The organism is Bacillus sp. PSXD-155, from assembly GCF_049310765.1.
GTDB classification, from domain to species: domain Bacteria; phylum Bacillota; class Bacilli; order Bacillales; family Bacillaceae_G; genus Bacillus_A; species Bacillus_A cereus.
The window spans coordinates 96,484-116,331 of record NZ_JBMOWC010000014.1 but is presented as its reverse complement, the minus strand read 5'-3'; the positions used below and the strand labels follow the sequence as shown (position 1 = coordinate 116,331).

The window sequence follows — 19,848 nt, the reverse complement described above, 5'->3', positions numbered from 1 at the left end:
AGTTCTCCTCCATACCTATTAAGCACTCTGATTGCCTTCCATTTGCGTTTTATACATATCATAATAACGCCCACGCTTTTTCATTAGTTCATCATGAGACCCTTTTTCCAAAATCGTTCCTCTATCGAGCACAATAATTTGATCTGCGCTTTTAATCGTTGAAAGACGGTGAGCAATAATAAATGTCGTTCTTCCTTTTTTCACAACTTCTAGTGCTTGTTGAATCATCGCCTCTGTTTCTGTATCAATACTAGACGTTGCTTCATCTAAAATTAAGATAGCTGGATCAAAAGCAAGCGCCCTAGCAAATGAAATAAGCTGACGTTCTCCAGTGGAAAGCGTACTTCCCTTTTCTGTAATTTCTTCATTTATATTGTTTGCAAATCTTTCAGCACCAACATCATGCAATGCTTTTATGATACGCTCTTTTGAAATTTTTTCGTTCTCTAAGCTTACATTGGAAGCGACCGTCCCGCTAAATAAAAACGGGTCTTGCAATACGATTCCCATATGCTCACGAGTTGCTTGTTTCGGCATTTCTCTTACATCGTGACCATCAATCGTAAGCCTTCCTTTTTCAAACTCATAAAATTGAAAGAGTACATTCATGATAGAACTTTTTCCTGATCCAGTATGACCGACAAGTGCCACTGTCTCGCCTTGTTTCGCTTCAAAAGAAATATTTTTTAACACCTCATCTTTTCCATTATAAGAAAATGATACATTATCAAATTTTACATTTCCTTTTAAACGAGGCATACGTTCTTCTTCTACCGCTTCCCCTTTTTCCTCTAACAATTCAAAGACACGTTCTGATGCAACGCGCGCTTGCTCTAAGTTGGCAAGCTGGTTCACCATATTCGTAATTGGCGAGAATAATCGTGTTAAATAATCGACGAACGCATACAGTACCCCAAGTGAAATAATACCTGTAGCACTTAATGACGCACCTCCGAAATACCAAATCACTCCTGTGAAAGCGATATTTCTTAATACGGCTACTAAGTTATGCGAAGTTGCTGCATTTAAATTTAAAATTTTATTTTGATACTTAAAATAATCGCCATTTAATTCTTCAAATTCTTTTTTCGTTTCACGCTCTTGACGGAACGCTTGAATAATTGGCATCCCTTGAATGGATTCATTCACTGTTCCGTTAATATCAGATAAACGAGAGCGCATTTTATGATTGTATACAGACGCGTATTTTCTATAAAGAATCGCCCAAACAATTAAAATTGGGATAATTAATAAACATAGTGAAGCGAGCTTCACATCTAGTAAAAATAGTGCAGCAAATATCCCAATAATATAGATGATACTAGAAACGAATGTTGCAAGTACCGTTACATATAAATCACGAATGGCCTCTGTATCATTCGTCACGCGCGAAACAATTTTCCCCGCCGGTAAATGATCAAAGTACCGAATCGGCAACGTTTGAATATGAGAAAAAACATCTTCCCTCATAATTTGAATAATTTTGTTCGCTGCCTTCTGCAAAAAGAACTGCTTTCCGTATGCAAATAATGATACAACTACTAATAAAGCGAAATAGCCACCACCAAGTAATAATAGACGGTTTATTTCTGGTTTATAAAACGCAAACACTTCTTCTTTCGTTAATGCCTTCGCTTTATACACTTGCACCGCCTTACCATTTTGAACGGTAATCATATCCCCTTTTACAGTACGTGATCCTTCAATATTCACTTTATTCGGTACAAAGTAATATTGAAAACCGACTTGCATTACGCGTACTTCTTTACCTTTTGTCTCGCCTTGTTCAAAGCGATCACTTCGCTTATAAAACGCGCCATTATATGAAACAGCTTCTTCACTCTTTTCTGTTTCATACCAAGATTTCTCTATCCCGACGATATGATCATCAATCATCGTTTTAGCGACGAAAGGACCAGCAAGCTCTGCAATGACGAAAATAAATAACATCGCCATCGCTGCAAAAATCGTCCCTTTCACTTTCATCGCGTATTGAAACAATCGTTTTGAAACGCTCATATTTTCACCCCACTATCCGCACTTTCACTTTCACCTTGTTGTCTTTCAAACTGTTCAGCATACCAGCCTCCGCTCTGGATAAGCTGAGCATGCGTACCTTCTTCCATAACTGCGCCTTCATCCATAACGAGAATCCAATCCGCATGTTGCACTGCAGATAAACGATGCGTCGTAATAATCGTCGTCTTTCCGCTTCTTTCCGTTCTTATATTTTCAATGATCGCTGCTTCCGTACGAGCATCTACAGCTGATAAAGAATCATCCAAAATTAAAATTTCTGGATTTTGAATAACAGCTCGCGCAATTGAAATCCTTTGCTTTTGTCCACCTGATAAAGAAACACCTTTCTCTCCAACGAGCGTTTCTAACCCTTCTGGTAAAAACTCTAAATCCTTTGTAAACGCCGCGATTTCAATCGCTTTCTCGAGTTCTTCTTCAGTCGCTTCTCGGTTTCCGAATAAAATATTTTCCCTCGCTGTTTTTGAGAACAAAATATGTTCCTGAGGTACATACCCAATCCATCCGAGTACATTTTCATTCGCTATGTTATCTAACGTCACATCAGAGACTGCAATATCTCCATCTCCAAGCGGATATTGACGAAGAAGTTGACGTACAAGCGTCGTTTTCCCACTTCCTGTTTTTCCGACAACCCCAAGCGTTTCTCCTTGCTTTAATGTGAAAGAAACCTTTTTTAAATTTTCTTCAGTTGATGAAGGATATGAGAAAGACACATCATCAAACTGAATATAATCCGGCTCTTGCACAAGCTTTGGATGTTTCGGATTCTTTACATCTGGCTCATACGCTAACGTTTCATTCACACGGTCAAGCGAAGCATTTCCTCTTTGCATAACATTAATTAATTCACCAATTGCAAACATCGGCCAAATCATCATCCCTAAATACACGTTAAAAGAAACGAGTTCACCAAGCGTCACCTTTGACTGGAACACAAGGTATGCACCGTACACTAAACCGATTAAATAACTAAGACCGACAAGCATTTTCACAGTTGGTTGGAATAATGCATCAATTCTCGCTACCTTCATATTTTTTTCGTAGACGTCATCTCCTAAATGATGAAATCTTTCCTCGTCTGCATTCTCTTGTACGTATGCACGAATAACGCGCACACCAGCGATTGATTCAAGCACTTTATCATTCATATCACCGAACGCATCTTGCGCAACTGTAAATCTTTCATGCAATTTCTTTCCATATATATTCATCGCATACGCCATAATTGGAAGTGGTATAAGCGCTGCAAATGTAAGCTCCCAACTAATTGTAAAACCCATCATACAAACGATCGTAAGCATATATAAACTAGAATCCACGAGCGTTAATATACCAAAACCAGCTGTCATAGCGATTGCTTTTAAATCATTCGTTGCTCTCGCCATTAAATCGCCAGTACGATTTTTTTGATAAAAAGTCGGCGTCATCTTAAGTAAATGCCCCATAAATTTAGAGCGCATCGTTTTCTCCAGTACAAATGCACCGCCAAACAATTGATGTTGCCATACGAAAGTGAGGCCATATCCAACGATCGTAACCCCTATTAAAATGAGAATAGATTGCATAATTGCTTCGTTCGATAACGTTCCTGTTTTTATGTTATCTATCGTAACCCCTAACACTTTCGGGGGAATAACTTCAACTATATTCACAATTAAAAGAGCTCCAATGGCAATACTATATCTCTTCCAGTGCTCTTTAAAAAACCATTTTAACTTTAGTAATACTGATAACAATGTAACCTCTCCCTTCTCGTTCTCGTTTACTTCTCATTTCTTTATCCGCTATCCAAATCCATCACATTTACATTTCGTAACCCATACAATCTCATCACATTTTTCCACCTTCCAAAATTTTATATAGTAACATGGAAAATAAACAAAAAAAAGCATACCGCCGCTTGACGATATGCACAGGAATGCATAAAAAGCGTACGTTACGATATACGCAACGTACGCTTTTTATAAGACAAAGATGCCCTATATATCCGCACGGGTTGCGTAATGATATAAATGTTTTCTGCCATTTAACAGAGCTAAGCTCATTACATTTACGATTACAATCATTACGCACACCCCCTTCATTTATTTTCCATTTATAATCTTACAACTTTATTGAGTATTCTGTCAATTGTTTTTTTACACATAAAGTAAAATGCACGAAAATGCAAATGGTTCATGACATAATAAACCAGTTTGAAATAAAAGAATGTTCTGTAAGAAAGGGCATACAAAATAAAAAAAGAATAAGAAATCGTTTTCACAAACATTTCATTTGAAAAATGTTATCAAACCCCCTACAATCACCTTATACTCACTCTTACAAGTTGCTATTTTAGGAGGACTAATCATGACAACTAGCAATACGTACAAATTTTATTTAGACGGAGAATGGAGAGAAAGCTCTTCAGGAGAAACAATCGAAATTCCATCTCCATACTTACACGAAGTAATTGGACAAGTACAAGCAATTACTCGCGGAGAAGTAGATGAAGCAATTGCATCTGCAAAAGAAGCTCAAAAATCATGGGCTGAAGCTTCCCTACAAGATCGCGCAAAATACTTATATAAATGGGCTGATGAGCTCGTAAATATGCAGGATGAAATTGCCGATATCATTATGAAAGAAGTCGGTAAAGGCTATAAAGATGCGAAGAAAGAAGTTGTTCGTACAGCTGACTTCATTCGTTACACGATCGAAGAAGCTTTACATATGCACGGAGAAAGCATGATGGGCGATAGCTTCCCTGGCGGAACGAAATCGAAACTTGCGATCATCCAACGCGCACCACTTGGTGTTGTATTAGCAATCGCACCATTTAACTACCCAGTAAACTTATCTGCTGCAAAACTTGCACCAGCATTAATTATGGGTAACGCTGTTATTTTCAAACCAGCAACTCAAGGTGCAATTAGTGGTATTAAAATGGTTGAAGCACTTCACAAAGCCGGCCTTCCAAAAGGTCTTGTAAACGTAGCTACAGGACGCGGTTCTGTAATTGGTGACTACTTAGTAGAACACGAAGGCGTCAATATGGTATCGTTCACAGGTGGTACAAACACAGGTAAACATTTAGCGAAAAAAGCTTCAATGATTCCACTTGTATTAGAACTTGGTGGTAAAGATCCTGGTATCGTTCGTGAAGATGCTGACTTACAAGATGCTGCAAACCATATCGTAAGCGGTGCATTCTCTTACTCTGGTCAACGTTGTACAGCTATTAAACGTGTACTTGTACACGAAAACGTAGCGGACGAGCTTGTTAGCTTATTAAAAGCGCAAGTAGCTGAACTATCAGTTGGATCTCCAGAACAAGACAGCACAATCGTTCCATTAATCGACGACAAGTCTGCTGACTTCGTTCAAGGCTTAGTTGACGATGCTGTTGAAAAAGGTGCTACAATCGTTATCGGTAACAAACGTGAGCGTAACTTAATTTACCCAACATTAATCGACCACGTAACAGAAGAAATGAAAGTTGCTTGGGAAGAGCCATTTGGCCCAATCCTTCCAATCATCCGTGTTTCTTCAGACGAGCAAGCAATTGAAATTGCTAACAAATCAGAGTTCGGCTTACAAGCAAGTGTCTTCACAAAAGACATTAACAAAGCATTTGCAATTGCTAACAAAATCGAAACTGGTTCTGTTCAAATTAACGGACGTACAGAGCGCGGCCCTGATCACTTCCCATTCATCGGTGTAAAAGGTTCAGGTATGGGCGCACAAGGTATTCGTAAGAGCCTTGAGTCTATGACACGTGAAAAAGTAACTGTATTAAACTTAGTTTAATCTTATAAAAAGAAGCTGATTTATTTTTAAATCAGCTTCTTTTCTATATAAATACTTCCGAAAAACGGAGTATTTCATTCTACTTCCGATTTGGTTTTCCAAATCGAACTAAAACATGCCATAATAATTTTAATTCCTGAAGCACTTCTTCATAAGTGCCACGATCACTCCAAGATAATGGATTGCGTTTCAAATCCACTACAGCAGAGCCAATTATATTTGCATCGATACAATGATTCCTTGCAATGCGTCTTGCTAAAGATGGCATTTTTGAACCTCTAAAATCCATCGGAACTTCGTCTACCATAAGTACAAAACCGATGTGCCAATACAAATCAATAGCATACTTCAGGCAAATTTCTTCTAAAACTCTTCCTACATCCGTACCCTTAAATGAAGGATCTGCAACAAGCATCTCTACGTCTTCTTTAAGAGAAATCCCTCCATGAATCTGCGCTTCAATATAATGATTAAGATTACGGGCTGGCTCTTTGCTTACTAAATCTATAAACGGCCTTTTCAGATTAGCCAGTAAATGATTAATTAATATTGTTGGAGTCAAATTTCCTTCACCAATTGCAAAATCTCTTACAAATGTCTCTTCCAAAAGAGCAGCTAAAATCATATCAAACTCCTCATAAGTCCCCTTTTCTTTCGGATCTTGATGCGAATCTAAATACGTATATGTAGAGCGCGAAGAAACTTTTGGAGATAAAAGAAAATAACATGAACCAAAACGCGGAGCCGGCCCATCTGGATGTAACATTAAATTTAGCGCTCCGTATTTTGGCCGTTGCTCATTCGTTACGCCTTCTAATTGATATGCCCCTCCAAATATTCTCTTTTCCCAAAGGTCACGTTCACCACCAGGGTAAGCAGATACGCTTCCATTAGATAGTAATGTTTCAAATTGACTTTTATATACTCCTTGCTCAAACAATGCTTCAGCAACACTTTTCATACTCGAATCAAGTCTGTCTGGATGAAAGTGTAAAGCAATCCTTGCATGAGATTTTAAATTAGCGACAGCTTCTTCAAATATTTCATCTGTAATATTAGACATTTTAAGTATATGATTAATCGTTGCTTTAGCCTCACGTTTTTCGTTCTCTGCATATTTTGAAATATACTCTAAAGCAAATAATTGAGATCTTGATAATTCCATAATCCAATCTCCCCTTTAATTGAAATGACCTTAATCCTTTCAATTAAAAGTGCATTTTTTCCTTCTTATGCAACTAACCTAATTTATTGAACAAAAAGTACTTTAATACAGTCTAATTACAGATACGAGCATTCTTTACGGGTAAATCCACACATTCTACAGAAATTTGATACCCTAGCCATCGCTCAGCAATATGTTCAAATGATAAAACAGATCCCGTTGTAAAAAAGCGATGCTTCGGATTCAGATTGTCAGACAAAATTCCTTTGTGCTGTAAAATGGTACTTAACTCTATCGCTGTTTCTTCTGCAGAACTAATAATCGTTACATCTTCTCCTAGTTCCTTTTTTATATAGGACTCTAGAAGTGGATAATGCGTACACCCAAGAATTAACGTATCTATATCTTCTTTCGTTAATGGAAGTAACGCTTGTTTCACTTGCTGCGTGACATATGCTATATCTTCTAATCGATTTTCTACAACTGTAGCTAAAGTCGGACACGCATGACTATGCACTTCCAAATATGTATCAAGCTCGTGTAATGCTTTTTCGTACATATTAGATTTTATCGTACCTACAGTTCCAATTACTCCGATCTTCTCTTTCTTTGTTACTTTAATTGCCGCTCTTGCTCCTGGATGTATAACGCCAATAACTGGAATGGAAAGTGCTTCTTGCAGCGCAGTCAATGCAGCAGCTGCAGCAGTATTACATGCTACGACTAGCGCTTTTAATGGAAACTGTTTGAGGAACTCAACCATTTCAAATACGAAAGATTGCACCTCCTCTACACTTCTTGGCCCATACGGGCAACGCTTATTATCACCAATATAATAAATGCTCTCTTTAGGCAATTGTCTTATAATTTCGCTCGCAACTGTTAATCCCCCAACTCCCGAATCTAACACACCTATTACTGAATGTTTATGACAAACAGACATTTATTTCATCCCCTTTTCAATCATCTAGCGCCAATAACATGTATTATATTACGAAAATTCAAATATCACATAACAATCCCTCTTACTTTTAATCACAAACTCTTCTCTATAATCTGATTATTACTATATCCATTGACGTATAAAAATACATTTGTTACTCTTAAAGACGTTAATTTAATATTTAAATCCTCATTCGTATCTCGGTGAGGTAGAGGTTGCAATCATTAAGAGTATCATTTCAGGAGATGTAGTGGCATTGATGAAGGAATGAGAAAGGAATGGTTGCCGAAGTAAGTCGTGTCCACCATGCACGCTTGCTGGGTCTGCATTTAATAAGTGCAGAACTGTCACAAACGTTTCGTTTGTGGAGAGCTATCGAGAGGTATGTCGTGGGTTTCTTATAAGATAGAAAGCATGTAGCGGCAGATTATGTGCTTTTTTTGTTTTGTTTGGGACTTCTCTTCTCTACTAAGAAGACATACATATCTCCTCGCTTGACTTGGTTATACTAACTTTGGAGGTATTTTCTATGCAACAAAAAAAATGGGGCTTTTGGGTACTAACAGCTTTCGTTGTCGGTAACATGGTTGGCGCTGGTATTTTCATGGTGCCAAGTACGTTGGCACAAACAGCAAGCCCACTCGGTGTCACTTTAGCTTGGTTAACAACAGGGTTTGGTGTTTTAATGCTAGCTCTTGTTTTCGGTAATTTAGCAATTCGTCGTCCTGATTTAACGACAGGACCACAAAGTCATGCATATGCTTTATTCTCAACACCAAAAAAGAAAAAAATGGCTGGATTCAGTATGGTATGGGGATATTGGGTTGCAAACTGGGCAAGTAACGTTGCCATCATTACATCATTTGCGGGATATTTATCACTCTTCTTCCCAATTATGAAAGATACGCGACTACTATTTTCAATCGGTTCTTTTAACATAGAAGTCGGAAAACTAATTACATTTACGATTTGTTCCATCTTACTTTGGGGAACTCATATTATATTAACAAATGGTGTAAGCGGAGCTGGAAAACTAAACTTCTTAGCAACAACAACGAAAGTAACTGGATTCCTTTTATTCATCGTCGTTACGTTATTTGCATTCGAAGCTTCTAAGTTTGGACAATGGTACACGCCGATGATTGATAAATCAGGTGTATCACATGGTCTTCTTTCACAAGTAAATTTAGCTGCTCTTACAACGCTTTGGGCGTTTATCGGAATTGAATCAGCCGTTCTTTTATCAAACCGTGCTGTTTCTCCAAAAACGGTAAAACGTGCAACAGTTGCGGGATTACTTATTACAGTTGCGATTTACTTAGGAATTACAATTTTAACAATGGGTGTACTTCACGTTGATAAATTACAAACTTCTGAACGTCCATTAGCAGATGCACTAAACGCTGCAATGGGTCATGGCGGCGGGAAACTGATGGCATTACTTGCTCTTACTTCCCTGTTCGGTTCTATCTTAGGCTGGATTTTATTAAGCTCAGAAGTACCTTATCAAGCAGCAAAAGAAGGTTTCTTCCCTTCCTTCTTCACGAAAACAAATAAAAAAGGAAGTCCAATTTACTCATTACGATTAACAAACATTATGTCGCAAGTATTCCTATTCTCAACATTATCAGGAACCATTGCGGAAGCTTATACATTCGTTATTACCGTATCGACACTGGCCTACCTCATTCCATATCTCGTTTCACCAATCTTCCAGTTAAAACTAGTCGCAACTGGTGAAACATATAAAAATGAAATGCGGGCAAGAATTACAGATGGCATAGTCGCAGTTATCGCACTTTGCTACGCACTATGGGTTATTAAAACCGGCGCATCCGATATAAAAACGTTCCTTCTCGGAATTGGTTTATTCGTAATCGGATTTGCTTTCTATCCATTAATGAATCGTGATCAGAAAAAAAATAACGAAAAGAAAAACGGGCAAGTTGCATAACGCAATTTGCTCGTTTTTTCTTTTGTAAAACATATATAATAGAACAAAGAGGTGAAAAACATGTCAATCGAATCGCTATGGAGCAGTCGCTTCCAACAACATATTCAAAATATCATTACATACTTTGCACGTATGATTAACGGTTTACTATATAGCTTTATCTTTATTTCATGCGTTGGTGCATATTATTATGCTCAGTTTCTAAAAGCATCTCCTTCTAAAGGAATATCTTTAATAATTATAACGATTGTACTTACATTCATTATAACGAGATGCCCTATCCGTACATTTATTCAAAAACCTGATGCTGTCTATTTACTAGCACTAGAAGAGAAATTAACATCTTATTTCAAAAAATCTCTTCTATACAATTACATCATTCAGCTTTTCCCATTGTTATTTACGTTCCTTATTCTCGTTCCACTTGCTATGCAATCATTGCAATTAACGGTTCCTTTTTTATGTACAATCTTTATCATGTTAATGATTACGAAAGCCTGGAACATGTACATACATTGGATGTGGCGTGATAGTCACGAAAAAAACATATGGCTAATCATTCGTATTACTTGTAACGCCCTAATCGTTTTCATGCTGTTTTATTCCGCAAATGTTCTCATATTGGGCGGACTACTCTTACTACTTGCTTTCCTACTTCTATATACGAAAAAACAGCCTACAAAACGAATACCGTGGGATTACATAATCGAGCAAGAAGAAAAAATGAACGTTCGTTTTTATCAATTTGCTAGCATTTTTACAGATGTTCCGCAACTGAATAAACAAGTAAATAAAAGAAAATGGCTTACAAATTGGATTGAACCTTTATTACATAAAAAACGAGCAACTTTCTTCTACTTACATACACTAGCATTTTTACGTGGAAATGATTATTTCGGTATATATATTCGCTTAGGATTGATCAGTGCTTTCGCCTTATATTTCATACCAAATATATACGTAAAAGGCGCTATCACTTACATCGTTCTATATATGATCTCTATGCAGCTTCGTTCACTATGGAAATATTTTTCGAGAAATATTATTGTAGCATTATATCCAATCCATACTGAAGAAAGGATGAAGCAGTTTCTTAGCTTAATCTTTATATTGCTAAGTATTCAACTCATTGTATTTTCAATTGTTATACTCATTGCTACAGGTCAATTTTTACATAGCCTTATCATTATGATTGTCGGGTTACTCTGGATCAAATTTATTATTGTACCAAAAACGAAGCAAAGAATTTCCGCATTTTAACGAAAAGAATTATCTTAAAAGCCAAGGAGAAAATAAATTATCTCCTTGGCTTTTTTATTTTTTAATGTTAAACCTATCGTTCATACTTAATTACAAACTTTAGGTATGTTACTCCTGTTTTTCTTAAGCATAGAGTGCTATACAAACTCCCTTTCTTCCCCTTGATGTTTTAGGGTTTAATTATGATTTTTACATACAAAAATCATAATACATGTTTACGTCCTAATAAAAAGGGTATCTATTAAATTAACAGCGTAAAGGAGGGGCCTATATTGTGAATAAAAAAATGGAGCAATTGAAGCACCATGTTACCGACAATCAACGCAAACATGCTTTAACAACAAACCAAGGAGTAAAAATAGCTGAAGATGAATTTTCTTTAAAGATGGGCTTAAGAGGCCCAACCTTAATAGAAGATTTCCACTTTCGCGAGAAAATGACCCACTTTGATCATGAACGAATTCCTGAAAGGATTGTTCATGCACGCGGAGTTGGCGCTCATGGTTATTTTCAGCTTTATGAATCGTTAGAAGCATATACGAAAGCAGATTTTCTTACTAATCCTTCAAAGAAAACACCTGTATTTGTACGGTTCTCAACCGTTCAAGGTTCTAAAGGATCCAATGACACAGTAAGAGATGTACGCGGATTCGCCACAAAATTTTATACAGATGAAGGAAACTATGATTTAGTGGGTAATAATATGCCAGTATTCTTTATCCAAGATGCCATTAAATTTCCTGATTTTGTCCATGCAGTTAAACCAGAACCACATAATAATATTCCTCAAGGAGCTAGCGCTCATGATACCTTTTGGGACTTTGTTGCGCATAATCCTGAGTCCACTCATATGGTCATGTGGCAAATGAGCGACCGAACTATTCCACGTAGTTTACGAATGATGGAAGGTTTTGGAGTTCACACATTTCGACTCATTAACGCAGAAGGAAAAGCCCATTTCGTAAAATTTCACTGGAAACCTACCCTCGGGGTTCATTCATTAGTATGGGATGAAGCTCAAAAGATTGCTGGGAAAAATCCTGATTTTCATCGTCAAGATTTATACGAAGCAATTGAAAAAGGGGATTATCCTGAATGGGAGCTTGGATTACAGTTAATTCCAGAAGAAGATGAACATAAATTTGATTTTGATATTTTAGATCCAACGAAATTATGGCCAGAAGAAGAAGTTCCCGTAAAATTAGTTGGTAAAATGACATTGAACAAAAATGTTGATAACTTCTTTGCTGAAACAGAGCAGGTAGCTTTTCACCCTGGTCATGTCGTACCAGGTATTGATTTTTCAAATGACCCTCTTCTGCAAGGAAGATTATTCTCCTATACAGATACACAATTATCTCGTTTAGGGGGCCCTAATTTCCATCAAATCCCTATCAATCAGCCCGTATGTCCTTTTCATAATAATCAACGTGATGGTATGCATCAAATGCAGATTCATCGCGGTCAAACAAGCTATCATCCTAATGGATTAAATAACAATCAACCTGCAACCGTCCAAGCCGAACAAGGAGGATATGAACATTATCAAGAAAAGATTGATGGGCATAAAATTAGAGGTCGCAGTAAAAGCTTTCTTAACTTTTATTCTCAGGCTAAACTTTTCTACAATAGTATGAGCCCTATTGAAAAGCAGCACATAAAAGAAGCTTTTTGCTTCGAAGTTGGGAAGTGTAAATCAGACATGGTGAAGGCAAATGTAATTGCTCTCCTAAACCACGTCGATCGTCAATTAGCACAAGAAGTCGCTAACATTATTGGATCTCCTTTACCTAAGGAAAATCACGAAGTAAATTCAGATGCAAAATCACCTGCACTAAGTATGTCTAACACTATTTTTAAAGCTGACTCCAAAAATGTTGCAATTCTATTAAATGGTGACCCAAGTGTCTCCCTTCTGTCCGAATGGATTCAAGCTTTTGCACAGCATCGTATTAACTATAGCATCATAGATAATAAAATTTATCAGTTCAATGATTCCATTAAAGTAACTGATACTTATACAACAACAGACTCCTCCCTTTTTGATGCAGTATTAGTGTTTAGTAGTGAGTCTGTCATTCAACCCCCTGTTTTAGAATTTGCAGAAACTACTTTTAAACATTTTAAACCGATAGCTCATGTCCTTAGTAATCCTCATGCTTTGGACCATAGTAAGATTAAACTGGATGAAGCAGGAGTTTACAACTTAACAAATACTTCAATTGAATCATTTATAGAAGGCATTGCCCAAGGAAGATTCTGGAGCCGATAATATAATATAAGGAGCGGATTAGAATGAGTAAAAAAATTGCTATTTTAATAACGGATTATTTCGAGGATACAGAATACACAGAGCCAGTAGAAGCTTTTAAACAAAAGGGATATGAATTCACAACTATTGAAATGGAAAAAGGGAAAACGGTACACGGTAAGCAAGGAAAAAGTGAAGTCGTGATTGATAAAAGTATTGATGATGTTTCTCCAGAGAACTTTGATGCCCTCTTCATACCGGGTGGATTTTCTCCAGATATACTTCGTGCCGATGAACGTTTTGTTCGCTTTAGTAAAGCATTTATGGATGCGGAAAAACCTGTTTTCGCTATTTGTCACGGACCTCAGCTACTCATCACTGCACAAACACTTGAAGGACGCGATGTAACTGGATATAAATCTATTGAAGTCGATTTGAAAAATGCCGGCGGGAACTTTCATGACAAAGAGGTTGTCGTATGTCAAAATCAGCTAGTAACAAGTAGACAGCCAGAGGACATCCCAGCGTTTATTGAAGAATCGTTGCGTATATTAGGATAACTACTTTGGTTAACTAACCTTGTATTTACATGAAAATAATGAGTCAACTGGTCGTTTACAGGAAATCCGACCACCACAAATAGCAGGATAAATAAAAAAGGGGGGAATCCAAAAGTTCAGTTTTAATAATCTTTTGGATTCCCCCCTTTTCTCGCCCCAAAATTCCTTATCACTTTTCATAGGCATTTCTCATATAGTGAAAATGACTATATAATTCCTATCCATAAGTTAAATAATGATTTCGCACATATATAAATACAAAAGATGGGAGCCTTATTTATGAATAACAATCCACCTTCAACGCCCCAAGACAACTCCGAAAACAATAGCCGTGATATTACACTGCAAACATTAAGGGTCATCGGACTCGTCGTCCTTATTAGTGGTTATATCCTCGTTGCGCTCTCTGAAGTAGGTGAGCTGAAAACCTTATTAACAAATCCGAATGCTAACCCTGATTTGGCTGAAGTTGATCCGTTTTAAAAAGAATAACATATCACCCTTCCTAAAAAAACGTAACAACTGATTCATTCAGCTGGGCAAATTTTACGAAGTTATGGATAGAGTCATCCCCGCATTAAATACGGGGATGACTCTAATTATTGAATAACTTCTTCTAAATGATTCTTCAAGTTCCCTAAATACTTCTCTATATCCGGATTCTTCACCACATCATAACAAGCAAAACTCTTTAACGGACTCATACCGAGAAACTTTTGCACGCGGTGTAAATGACTAAGCGCTGATTCTAAACTTTCTCCTTCAAAGAACTTCGTCTTATCTCCAAATGCTTTTTCAGGTGCATTCCAAGTTGTAGAGAACATATACGATTTCTTTTTTAATAAACCACCTGTTCCGTATTCATCTGCACCTTTAAAGAACAAACCGTATTCATATACTTCATCCATATACGTTTTAAATAAACCTGGTACACTAAACCAATAAATCGGTGTTTGATAAATAACAACATCTGCCCATAAAAATTTATCTTGTTCTTCTTTAATATTGTACCCATCTTGAATCGTTGTTGTTTTCACATAATGATTCTCGCCTAATACAGTAACCATATGATCTACTAACGTTTTATTTAATCGTCCTTCCTTTGTAACGTATTTTTCATGTCCATTTATAATAAATATATTTTTCATCGCTTTCCTCTCCCCAATATGATCTACTCTTCAGCTATTAAGCTGAGTTGCTGCTGTAGTGTAAGATTATCTTCTAAATGCCAATCTTCCGTTATCTTTCCGTCTTTCACATGTAAAATATCAATTGCAAAAAAATTAATTTCCTTACCATTATGCGTTCCTGTAAAAGAAAGACGGGCTGTTACTTTACCTCCAACAACTAATAAGTCTTCAATCTCGCAATGTATATCAGGCACAACTTTACGAAAATTTTGCGCTGCAAACTTTAATCCTTCAATGCCTTGTGGTCGCCCTTTCGGCAATGTATTATCGAAGAAATCTTTAGTAACAGTCTGCGGAATAAGTTCCTCCTTACCTGTATCCCAAAATGCATAAAAACGCTGCGCCGCATGAACCATTTCTGTCGCTTCTTTTTTACTTAGTGAGGGATCAATTGTCATTGCTTTTGGCTTTGGCATTTCTTTTAATAACTGGACTTCAGTTTTCTCTTCCACACCGCATGCTACAAGCACAATACAAATAACAAACAAACTAAGAAATCCAAATAACTTTTTTATCCCCATGGAAATCACCACCTCCTTATATAAATCCTCTTTGTTTCGTATTGCTATTGTATATGCAATAACTTCCTTTATGGAAGTAGTGATATTTTTTTCATATAGTTACCAAAAGTATAGTTTTGTGATACTATAAAGCAAATTCATCCAAAAAAATTTTATGGAGGCTAGTTCCATGAACAATATAGATCCAATTGAATTAACGAAAGGTTTACCTGGCATACCTTGTCCTATCGCTAAAACGCTTGATGTAATTAGTACAAAATGGACGTTTTTAATCATTCGTGATCTTCTTATCGAAGGAACATTACGCTTTAGTGATTTACAAAAATCAATGGATGGTATTAGTCCAAAAACATTATCGCTTCGACTAAAAGAATTAGAGTCTCAAGGCATTATAACGAGAAAAGTATATCCAGAAGTTCCGCCTCGTGTAGAGTACACATTAACGGATAAAGGAAAGCAATTAGAGGGGATTTTTATTGAATTAAAACGGTTTGGATTAAGTTTATAAAATGAAACTTTAATCAGGATAAAACAAAAACCCCTTACCGTCGTAAGGGGTTTTATTACTTAGCAAAACTTTCAGCCAACTGTTTCTCTCTCCACATAAATGTAATAGCGAGACCAACTATTAAAACAACGCCTGAAAATGCATATGGATAATGAATGTTCATATCAAATAATATTCCGCCCATCGCTGGTCCTGCTATATTTCCTAAACTCGTATAAGTCGAGTTCATCCCAGCAACGAATCCTTGCTCTTTTCCAGCTGCTTTTGATAAAAACGTCGTTAAAGCTGGACGAAGTAAATCAAATGCTAAGAAAATGAAGCAAGTAACGAGAAGTACAATCCAATAATTAAAGACTACAGTTGAGACGAATGCTAATACTGCCCCTACAATTAAACATATTTGGATTAATACTTTCTCACCGAACATGTCTACCAATTTGCCAAACATAAATACTTGCACAACTACCCCAAAGATTGAACTGATTGTAATAATTGCTGCAATATCTTTCGGCGAGAAACCAAATTTATGATCTGAGAATAAGCTAAACACAGTTTCATACGCTGATAATCCGAATGCGAGTACAAATACGATAATAAATGCAATTGCATACATTGGATGTAATGACTTCTTTAAATCACCAATAAAACTTGATTCTTTCGTATTAGAAGAAATCTCTGCAAGTTCTTCTTTCGTTAACGGTTCTTTTAAAATAAAAATCGAAATCACACATGCTATAAAAGCAATTACTGCTGCAACGAAAAACGGCACACGTATACCGTATTCTGCAATAAATCCGCCGATTCCAGGCCCTATAATGAATCCAGTACTAATAGCCGCAGATAAGTATCCCATCGCCTTTGGACGTTCCTGAATAGATGTAATATCCGCAACATATGCCGTAACACCAGGCATAATAAAAGCAGCACTAATTCCGCCTAATACCCTTGCTACATAAAGCATCCATACATCTTTTCCTAATCCAAAAAGAAGCTCTGAAACACCAAAAATAAATAATCCAATGATTATCATTTTCTTCCTACCGTAAAGATCAACCCACCGGCCTGTAATAGGTGAAGTAATGAGCTGTGCCATTGCAAACACTGCAACGAGATAGCCCATCGTCTTCCCTGTTAAATGCATATCATTCATAAAGGACGGCATAACCGGAATGATTAATCCAATCCCTAGAAAAGCGATAAATATATTACTCAAAAGAATGACCAATACCATCTTTTGTTCTTTTATCGGTTTCTTCACTTTTTAACACCTCTTCCCGTAAGTTCCTCTCAAAAAATAATGCCCAAGAAGCTTTTTCTTTATCCTGCTCTTTGCGGGCTAGTAATGAGTGAGGATGCCTCCACTCATTAGAATTTCACTCTATCCTTCCACACATACATAAGCATTAGGTGAATGACTATCATTCAGTTTTCCTCAAAAATGAACCTACCTTTTCAGACAGGTTCATCTTACTACTTCTTTATATGTAGTGCATGTGTTAAAAAATCTAGTACTTCTGCCTTTTGTAGCTCGACTTGATCATCATCTTTATGATCATATAAATAAACTTGTTCCGCTGCTGATTCAACAAGAGCGATAAATAACTTCGCTGTTCGTTCTGCGTGAACCGAATCACGAATTTCACCAGCTTCTTTCGCCTCACTTAAAAATTCGCTTAACCACATATAAAGAGGCTCATACACAGCTTCCCACTCTTTTATATGTTCTGTAGATGCAAGACCCGCATACATTAAAGCTTGTATTTCACGGTATTCCTCTATAAATTGAAACACCGCATCGATTACTTGTGCCACTTTATTTGAAAAAGGTACATCTTTTTGTACTTTCTCTTTCACTGCAAGTATCATCTTTTCAACCATCACTTCTGCTATTGCAGGCATAACAGATAGCTTAGAAGGAAAATATAAATAGAAAGTTCCTTGCGCAATGCCAGCTAATTTCACGATATCAGAAATCTTCGTTTTTTCGACGCCCTTTTCCTGAAACACTTCAATAGCTGCATAGACAATTTTCTCTTTTTTATTCATCATCTAAACCCTTTCACACGCATATTGAATGACTGTCACTCATTTTATAAGATAATCGATTGTACTGTCAATGATAGTGAACTCTAAGAGGAAATCATTTTTTTATAATAAAATCTCCTAATAAACAATTAGGAGATAAAAATACAATATATCTTTAAGAAAGTGCCTTTAATCCTGTCACTCCACATACAATAAGAAACACACTAATGATACGCGCTTTACTTTTCGACTCACCAAACAAGAACATGTTTAACAAAACTGCACCTGCTGTTCCGATACCAATCCAAACCGCATACGCGACACTTACTTGTAAAAATAAGAAGGAAGTATACAAAAATGCGAAGGATGTAGCAAACCCGCCTATATAAATCGCACCATTGGCCAATGTCTTATCTTTACTATACATTTTAAGTCCTATCACACCGACTATTTCACTAATTGCAGCACAAAATACGAAAAACCAACCCATTTTTAAGCAGCTCCTTCCACAGTTTCTTCTTTATTATCAGCTAGCTTTAAACCGATAACGCCGGCTACTACCATAAGAATGAAGAATAGTTTGCCTGCGCTGAAACTTCCACCGAAAAGAAATACATCCATTAAGAAAGTACCTACCGTACCAGCTCCGGCGAAAACAGCATATACAGTCCCTGTTGCAAGATGTTCACACGCTTTAGAAAGGAAGTGAAAATCAATAGCAATAACTCCTAAAATAATAATCCAATGCCACCAAGTATTAGCCGTATTAAAACCAAACACCCAAAAAATTTCAAAGATACATGTTAATATGACATATAACCAAGCTCTATTTTTCATACCTCTCACCTCTTATGACTGACTATCAGTCATTTTGTTTTAAAAAAATATACTCTTTCATCAATACTATATAAAAACAACTATCATCCTCATTTACCATTGTATTTGTTCCACTTCTAAGCTAACTGCATCCTGTCACATAAAAATGACTGAATGTCATTCATATATATTGTACATGAACATTTTAAAAACTGTCAATGCCGAAAGTTTATTTAAAATTTCTTTCATCCGATTTGTATATTTCTCAATAATCTGTTAATACTGCTAGTAACATAATATTTTCTCCACTCCCCCTTGGAGAGATCCCTTGAATGGAGCAGTTAGCTTTTGCTAGCTGCTCTTTTTTATTTGTCCGTACACTATGATGAAATACTCATAGATCAAATCCATTTTTCATCACATAACAACCATCTATTTATTTTCCAATGAGTTTTTGTATGCACTAATTTTATTCTCAAGCATCTTCTCTGTAACTTCTAAGTTTTCTCTTTGAATCTGAATAGATTTCCTATGATCTTCTAGGAGCTGTAAACGAGCTTCTGTTGTATGCTCCCCTTCTGTATATAATCTAGCGTATTCTCTTATTTTCGCTATTGGCATTTGCGTTTGTTTTAATTTCATTACAAACTGCAACCACTTTATATGTGACTCTTCGTAAAGTCGATTTCCATTTGTATCACGATTTGCAATTAATATATTTTCCTTTTCATAATAACGTAGTGTATGTGTGCTCACGCCTAATAATTTTGCTACCTCGCTAATTGTGTACATACTAAAACTCCCTTCACATGCTTACTCTCTTATA

18 protein-coding genes and 1 riboswitch are annotated in these 19,848 nt (G+C 36.5%); of the genes, 7 read left to right on the top strand and 11 right to left on the bottom strand.

All coding sequences use genetic code 11. The features are described 5' to 3' along the window. Positions 1–18 precede the first annotated feature (18 nt). Together ACO6VI_RS17295 and ACO6VI_RS17290 are read right to left on the bottom strand one after the other, a co-directional pair. The gene (locus ACO6VI_RS17295) at positions 19–2,019 is read right to left on the bottom strand and encodes an ABC transporter ATP-binding protein (protein WP_023521255.1); all 2,001 of its coding nucleotides are present in this window, start codon (positions 2,017–2,019) and stop codon (positions 19–21) included. Then, positions 2,016–3,776, bottom strand: coding sequence for an ABC transporter ATP-binding protein (locus ACO6VI_RS17290; RefSeq protein WP_000953768.1), 1,761 nt, complete (start codon positions 3,774–3,776; stop codon positions 2,016–2,018). Before ACO6VI_RS17290 ends, ACO6VI_RS17295 begins: the two co-directional genes overlap by 4 nt. Positions 3,777–4,389: 613 nt before the next feature. Here ACO6VI_RS17290 and gapN point away from each other — a divergent pair. Then, positions 4,390–5,829, top strand: coding sequence for an NADP-dependent glyceraldehyde-3-phosphate dehydrogenase (gapN, locus tag ACO6VI_RS17285; RefSeq protein WP_000213616.1), 1,440 nt, complete (start codon positions 4,390–4,392; stop codon positions 5,827–5,829). A gap of 79 nt (positions 5,830–5,908) precedes the next feature. Here gapN and ACO6VI_RS17280 read toward each other — a convergent pair whose 3' ends face one another. Next, a complete protein-coding gene (locus tag ACO6VI_RS17280; protein ID WP_088021529.1) occupies positions 5,909–6,994 on the bottom strand; it encodes a DUF3626 domain-containing protein in 1,086 nt (361 codons plus the stop codon). 112 nt (positions 6,995–7,106) lie between these two features. Then, complete coding sequence (racE, locus tag ACO6VI_RS17275; RefSeq protein ID WP_000109671.1) at positions 7,107–7,937, bottom strand: glutamate racemase; 831 nt, start codon at positions 7,935–7,937, stop codon at positions 7,107–7,109. A gap of 201 nt (positions 7,938–8,138) precedes the next feature. Continuing rightward, positions 8,139–8,320: riboswitch (Lysine riboswitch) on the top strand. Between the two features lie 146 nt (positions 8,321–8,466). Between racE and ACO6VI_RS17270 the strand changes: the two genes are divergently transcribed. The 5 genes from ACO6VI_RS17270 (at position 8,467) to ACO6VI_RS17250 (ending at position 14,445) form a co-directional block, all read left to right on the top strand. Then, positions 8,467–9,891 (top strand): amino acid permease, encoded by a 1,425-nt coding sequence (locus ACO6VI_RS17270; RefSeq protein WP_001186293.1) that lies wholly within the window; start codon positions 8,467–8,469, stop codon positions 9,889–9,891. Positions 9,892–9,951: 60 nt separating this feature from the next. Next, on the top strand, positions 9,952–11,151 hold the full coding sequence (locus tag ACO6VI_RS17265; protein ID WP_422423719.1) for an ABC transporter permease: 1,200 nt from the start codon (positions 9,952–9,954) through the stop codon (positions 11,149–11,151). Positions 11,152–11,425: 274 nt separating this feature from the next. Then, positions 11,426–13,423: a catalase gene (locus ACO6VI_RS17260; RefSeq protein ID WP_063546547.1), complete on the top strand. Its 1,998-nt coding sequence runs from the start codon at positions 11,426–11,428 to the stop codon at positions 13,421–13,423. 23 nt (positions 13,424–13,446) lie between these two features. Continuing rightward, positions 13,447–13,962 (top strand): type 1 glutamine amidotransferase domain-containing protein, encoded by a 516-nt coding sequence (locus tag ACO6VI_RS17255; RefSeq protein ID WP_000037532.1) that lies wholly within the window; start codon positions 13,447–13,449, stop codon positions 13,960–13,962. Positions 13,963–14,241: 279 nt separating this feature from the next. Further along, a complete protein-coding gene (locus ACO6VI_RS17250) occupies positions 14,242–14,445 on the top strand; it encodes a hypothetical protein (protein WP_016078064.1) in 204 nt (67 codons plus the stop codon). 116 nt (positions 14,446–14,561) lie between these two features. Here the strand turns inward: ACO6VI_RS17250 and ACO6VI_RS17245 are convergent, their stop codons facing one another. Continuing rightward, complete coding sequence (locus tag ACO6VI_RS17245) at positions 14,562–15,110, bottom strand: NAD(P)H-dependent oxidoreductase (protein WP_063546545.1); 549 nt, start codon at positions 15,108–15,110, stop codon at positions 14,562–14,564. 23 nt (positions 15,111–15,133) lie between these two features. Further along, positions 15,134–15,673, bottom strand: coding sequence for an ester cyclase (locus ACO6VI_RS17240; RefSeq protein ID WP_063546543.1), 540 nt, complete (start codon positions 15,671–15,673; stop codon positions 15,134–15,136). A 169-nt stretch (positions 15,674–15,842) separates the two neighbouring features. On the opposite strand from ACO6VI_RS17240, the gene ACO6VI_RS17235 reads away from it, so the two are divergent. Next, positions 15,843–16,181, top strand: coding sequence for a winged helix-turn-helix transcriptional regulator (locus ACO6VI_RS17235; protein WP_023521247.1), 339 nt, complete (start codon positions 15,843–15,845; stop codon positions 16,179–16,181). A 55-nt stretch (positions 16,182–16,236) separates the two neighbouring features. On the opposite strand, the gene ACO6VI_RS17230 is transcribed toward ACO6VI_RS17235, so the two are convergent. The 5 genes from ACO6VI_RS17230 to ACO6VI_RS17210 form a co-directional block, all read right to left on the bottom strand. Next, positions 16,237–17,439 (bottom strand): MFS transporter, encoded by a 1,203-nt coding sequence (locus ACO6VI_RS17230; RefSeq protein WP_000742955.1) that lies wholly within the window; start codon positions 17,437–17,439, stop codon positions 16,237–16,239. A 212-nt stretch (positions 17,440–17,651) separates the two neighbouring features. Beyond that, entirely contained in the window at positions 17,652–18,230 is a 579-nt protein-coding gene (locus tag ACO6VI_RS17225; RefSeq protein ID WP_043924626.1) for a TetR family transcriptional regulator, read from the bottom strand. A gap of 151 nt (positions 18,231–18,381) precedes the next feature. After that, entirely contained in the window at positions 18,382–18,696 is a 315-nt protein-coding gene (locus tag ACO6VI_RS17220) for a DMT family transporter (RefSeq protein ID WP_000539671.1), read from the bottom strand. A gap of 2 nt (positions 18,697–18,698) precedes the next feature. Then, entirely contained in the window at positions 18,699–19,043 is a 345-nt protein-coding gene (locus tag ACO6VI_RS17215) for a DMT family transporter (protein WP_017656912.1), read from the bottom strand. Positions 19,044–19,454: 411 nt separating this feature from the next. Beyond that, on the bottom strand, positions 19,455–19,814 hold the full coding sequence (locus ACO6VI_RS17210) for a MerR family transcriptional regulator (RefSeq protein WP_000288069.1): 360 nt from the start codon (positions 19,812–19,814) through the stop codon (positions 19,455–19,457). Positions 19,815–19,848 lie beyond the last annotated feature (34 nt).

Coding starts and splice junctions, on each gene's coding strand:
- racE (WP_000109671.1), bottom strand. CDS start 7,937: ATGTCTGTTTGTCATAAACATTCAGTAATAGGTGTGTTAGATTCGGGA.
- ACO6VI_RS17250 (WP_016078064.1), top strand. CDS start 14,242: ATGAATAACAATCCACCTTCAACGCCCCAAGACAACTCCGAAAACAAT.
- ACO6VI_RS17220 (WP_000539671.1), bottom strand. CDS start 18,696: ATGGGTTGGTTTTTCGTATTTTGTGCTGCAATTAGTGAAATAGTCGGT.
- ACO6VI_RS17245 (WP_063546545.1), bottom strand. CDS start 15,110: ATGAAAAATATATTTATTATAAATGGACATGAAAAATACGTTACAAAG.
- ACO6VI_RS17210 (WP_000288069.1), bottom strand. CDS start 19,814: ATGTACACAATTAGCGAGGTAGCAAAATTATTAGGCGTGAGCACACAT.
- ACO6VI_RS17265 (WP_422423719.1), top strand. CDS start 9,952: ATGTCAATCGAATCGCTATGGAGCAGTCGCTTCCAACAACATATTCAA.
- gapN (WP_000213616.1), top strand. CDS start 4,390: ATGACAACTAGCAATACGTACAAATTTTATTTAGACGGAGAATGGAGA.
- ACO6VI_RS17235 (WP_023521247.1), top strand. CDS start 15,843: ATGAACAATATAGATCCAATTGAATTAACGAAAGGTTTACCTGGCATA.
- ACO6VI_RS17255 (WP_000037532.1), top strand. CDS start 13,447: ATGAGTAAAAAAATTGCTATTTTAATAACGGATTATTTCGAGGATACA.
- ACO6VI_RS17280 (WP_088021529.1), bottom strand. CDS start 6,994: ATGGAATTATCAAGATCTCAATTATTTGCTTTAGAGTATATTTCAAAA.
- ACO6VI_RS17215 (WP_017656912.1), bottom strand. CDS start 19,043: ATGAAAAATAGAGCTTGGTTATATGTCATATTAACATGTATCTTTGAA.
- ACO6VI_RS17225 (WP_043924626.1), bottom strand. CDS start 18,230: ATGATGAATAAAAAAGAGAAAATTGTCTATGCAGCTATTGAAGTGTTT.
- ACO6VI_RS17295 (WP_023521255.1), bottom strand. CDS start 2,019: ATGAGCGTTTCAAAACGATTGTTTCAATACGCGATGAAAGTGAAAGGG.
- ACO6VI_RS17240 (WP_063546543.1), bottom strand. CDS start 15,673: ATGGGGATAAAAAAGTTATTTGGATTTCTTAGTTTGTTTGTTATTTGT.
- ACO6VI_RS17270 (WP_001186293.1), top strand. CDS start 8,467: ATGCAACAAAAAAAATGGGGCTTTTGGGTACTAACAGCTTTCGTTGTC.